The sequence below is a fragment of the Schwartzia sp. (in: firmicutes) genome (assembly GCF_978017985.1).
Genome location: NZ_CDXDFU010000153.1, coordinates 1 through 4200 on the forward strand (window position 1 = coordinate 1; position 4200 = coordinate 4200).

Annotated in this window: 4 protein-coding genes; all 4 read left to right on the forward strand. The window is 51.0% G+C overall.

Annotated elements, in window-relative coordinates; genetic code table 11:
* The first annotated feature begins 77 nt into the window (after positions 1–77).
* The gene (gene sufC / locus ACY69O_RS06975; protein WP_462332748.1) at positions 78–827 is read left to right on the forward strand and encodes a Fe-S cluster assembly ATPase SufC; all 750 of its coding nucleotides are present in this window, start codon (positions 78–80) and stop codon (positions 825–827) included.
* Between the two features lie 9 nt (positions 828–836).
* Positions 837–2243, forward strand: coding sequence for a Fe-S cluster assembly protein SufB (sufB, locus tag ACY69O_RS06980; RefSeq protein ID WP_462332749.1), 1407 nt, complete (start codon positions 837–839; stop codon positions 2241–2243).
* Entirely contained in the window at positions 2243–3091 is an 849-nt protein-coding gene (locus tag ACY69O_RS06985; RefSeq protein ID WP_462332750.1) for a SufB/SufD family protein, read from the forward strand. The genes sufB and ACY69O_RS06985 overlap by 1 nt, the downstream gene beginning before the upstream one ends.
* On the forward strand, positions 3081–4200 hold a 1120-nt coding region (locus ACY69O_RS06990; protein WP_462332751.1), incomplete at its 3' end, for a SufS family cysteine desulfurase. The genes ACY69O_RS06985 and ACY69O_RS06990, both read left to right, overlap by 11 nt.

A 4200-nucleotide genomic window follows, 5' to 3' on the forward strand; every position in this document is an offset into this window, starting at 1 on the left:
AAAAAATCCTGTTATAATAATAAGTGCAACTAAACTTGTTAGAATAAAAGTAACGAAATAAAAGGAGATAGATTTTTGTGGAAAAAGATTTACTGGCCATCCATGATTTGCACGCGGGCGTTGAAGGACGCGAGATATTAAAGGGACTTAGCCTCAACGTGAAGAAGGGTGAGGTACATGTACTCCTTGGGCCGAACGGTTCGGGAAAATCCACCCTTATGAATGTCATAATGGGACATCCGAAGTATCAGGTCACGGAAGGTACCATGACATTTGAGGGTGAGGACCTGGCTTCAAAATCTACATTTGAACGTGCCCGTCAGGGTCTTTTCCTGTCCTTCCAGACACCTGAGGAGATTCCGGGCATTACGGTTGAGAATATGCTTCGCACGGCAAAGCAGGCAATCACAGGCAAAAAGATTAAGGTCGTTGCCTTCAAAAAAGAGCTTAAGGCTGCTATGGAAAAGCTGCAGATGAATCCTGAGTACGCTGACCGCTACCTCAATGTAGGTTTTTCCGGCGGTGAGAAAAAGCGCACGGAGATTCTCCAGCTTCTCATGCTGCAGCCGAAGCTTGCGCTTCTGGACGAAACGGATTCGGGTCTTGATGTTGACGCGGTGCAGATTGTTTCCAAGGGTGTAAGCGCGTTCCATAACGAAGACAATGCCTGCATTATCATCACACATAATGCCCGCATTCTTTCCGAGCTGAAGGTGGACAAGGTGCATGTGCTTGTAAAGGGCCGTATTGCGCAGGAAGGCGGCGCGGAGCTCATCGACGAAATCAACCGCAACGGATTTACGCATCTTTTGGACAAGGCAGAATGAGGTGCGGTCATGGCAAAGAAAAAGACATTTATTGAGGATATAGAGCGGTCGCTCTATGACATACGAAACGAGGACCGTTCCGTTTATAAGTCGGAAAGCGGTCTTACGGAGGATATCGTTCTCGATATTTCCGCAAAAAAGAATGACCCAGAATGGATGAAGGAGTTCCGTCTTAAGGCGCTTGACGTCTACAATCATACGGAAATGCCTACATGGGGCCCTGATCTTTCGGATCTGAATATGGACGAAATCGTAACCTACGTGCGTCCTGACGCCAAGATGGTAGGCAACTGGGACGAGGTGCCTGAGGATATTAAAGATACCTTTGACCGTCTCGGAATTCCTGACGCGGAGAAAACCTCTCTGGCAGGCGTTGGCGCTCAGTATGATTCCGAGGTTGTTTACCACAGTATTCAGGAGAGCCTGACGAAGCAGGGCGTAGTTTATACGGATATGGAAACAGCGCTTCGGGAGTACGAGGATATCGTAAAGGAATACTTCATGAAGCTGGTTCCGCCGAAGGACCACAAATTCGCTGCGCTTCACGGCGCGGTCTGGTCGGGCGGCTCCTTCGTCTACGTGCCGGAGGGTGTGCAGGTGAAAATTCCTCTGCAGTCCTATTTCCGTCTGAATGCGGCAGGTGCCGGACAGTTTGAGCATACGCTTATTATTGTAGAAAAGGGCGCCAGCCTGCATTTCATTGAGGGCTGCTCCGCGCCTAAATATAATGTAACGAATCTTCATGCGGGCTGTGTCGAGCTTTTCGTCAAGGAAGGCGCGCGTCTGCGCTATTCAACCATTGAAAACTGGTCGCGCAACATGATGAATCTCAACACGAAGCGTGCTCTCGTTGAAAAGGACGGAATCATCGAATGGGTTTCCGGTTCCTTCGGTTCACATGTTTCCATGCTTTATCCGACAAGTATTCTTCACGGTGAGAACGCAAAATGCGAGTTCACGGGTGTTACCTTTGCAGGTCACGGACAGAATCTTGATACGGGGGCAACGGTGGTACACGCGGCCCCGCATACCTCCGCAACAATCAATACCCGTACCATTTCGAAGGACGGAGGTATTGCCACATACAGAAGCGGCGTAAAGGTCACGTCCAATGCGCCGTACGCGAAATGCTCGGTGAACTGCGAATCCCTGATGCTGGACAGCGAATCCCGTTCGGATACGCTGCCGACCATGGATATCCAGGGAGACGAAGCGGATATCGGACACGAGGCAAAAATCGGCCGCATCAGCGATGAGGCGGTCTATTACCTCATGAGCCGCGGTATCAGTGAGGACGAGGCGCGCGCTATGATTGTGCGTGGCTTCGTAGAGCCGATTGCGAAGGCTCTGCCGCTGGAGTATGCGGTTGAAATGAATAATCTCATCAATATTGAGCTGGAAGGGACGATGGGCTGATGGCAGAGACAAAAGAACAGATTGTTTTCAGCGAGATTCCCATGCGCACATGGCGCTGGCTCGGTGTTAATGAAGCAAAAATGCCTGCATGTGTCCTTGACGAGGCAGGAGCAGGACGACTGATAACAGTTCCGAAGGGACAGAAGGCTGAGGCCGTTGTGGTCTACCGTGAAGAGCTTGCGGGAAAAATCCGTGTTGAGCTGGAGGAGGGCGCACAGCTTCATCTGGTGCGTGCGGTGCTGGCTGACGGACACCCTCATGCAGATACGGTTGAAGTAGTCTGTGATAAAGATGCTGAGTTTAAGTACACGGCTGTTGAGGCCGGCGGAAGCGAGGCTGCATCAAAGCTTTTCGTCGAGCTTAAAGGCGACGGAAGCAAGGCTGACGTTTCCTCTTTGTATTTTGCGGACGGCCGGCGTCGTGTGGATTTGAACTACATAATCCGTCAGGAGGGGCGCCACACGGACGCAACCATGATGGTGCATGGGGCAATGACAGGCGAAAGCGAGAAGGTATTCCGAGGAACGCTGGATTTCATAAAGGGCTCCGAGGGCTCTGTGGGACGCGAGCGCGAGGAAGTAATGCTGCTTTCACCGAAGGTAAGAAACCGTTCCGTTCCTCTCATGCTTTCGGGAGAAGCGGACGTTGACGGACATCATGCGGTCAGCATAGGAAAGATGGACGAGCAGAAGCTGTTCTATCTTATGAGCCGCGGACTGGATTTGGAAGAGGCTAAAAAGCTTGTAGTCGAGGCAGCAATCGCGCCTGTTTTGGCACGTATCCCGGACAAGGAGCTTGCTGACGAAATAAGAAATGAGATAGAAGGGAGAATAGCCGATGATAAATGATGCACAGGAGTTCCGCAGGGACTTTCCTCTTTTGGCACAGAATATGAACGGCAAACCCATTGTCTATCTCGACAACGGCGCGACAACACAGAAGCCGGAGAGCATGATTCATGCAGTATGCGGCTACTACGGAGGCTGCAACGCGAACCCTCACCGCGGAGCATACGCTCTCTCCGTTGAGGCTACGGACATATACGAAAATGCGCGTGAGCGCGTGCGCAAGTTTATCAACGCAAAAAAGTCCAACGAGATTATTTTCACTAAAAATGCCACTGAAGCGCTGAACCTTGTTGCGTACAGCTACGGTCTTACGAATATCAAGGAAGGCGACGAAATCGTAATAACTATCGCGGAGCACCACAGCAATCTAGTGCCGTGGCAGCATGTGGCTCATTCAAAGGGCGCGGTGCTCAAATACATCTACCTTGAAGAGGATGGAAATCTGTCCGAGGAAGATATACAGACGAAGATTACGGAAAAAACAAAGCTTGTTGCGGTTACACAGGTATCAAATGTGCTGGGACTTGTAAATCCCGTCAGGGAAATCGCTGACAGGGCTCACGGTGTCGGTGCCGTTGTGGTGGTTGACGGCTCTCAGAGCGTTGCACACATGGCGGTTGATGTTCAGGCTTTGGACGCGGATTTCTTCGCTTTTTCCGGACATAAAATGCTGTCTCCTATGGGAATCGGCGTGCTCTACGGCAGAGAAAAGCTTCTCGACGCTATGCCTCCGTTCCTCAGGGGTGGAGATATGATTGAGTATGTAGAGGAACAAACGACCACCTATGCAGAGCTTCCTGCAAAATTCGAGGCAGGAACGCAGAACGTGGGCGGTGCCGCGGGACTTACGGCAGCTGTTGATTACCTCGAAAAGCTCACCTTTGAACGTATTACGGCGATTGAAAAGGATTTGGTTGACTACGCTCTGCCGCAGCTCCGGGAGCTGCCGTTTATCGAGCTTTACGGCTGCGATACGAAGCGTGATAATAAGACCGGAATCATTACCTTCAATGTAAAGGACGTCCACCCACATGATGTTGCGACGATTCTTGACGCGGAGGGAGTTGCCGTCCGTGCAGGACATCACTGCGCTCAGCCTCTGATGAAAT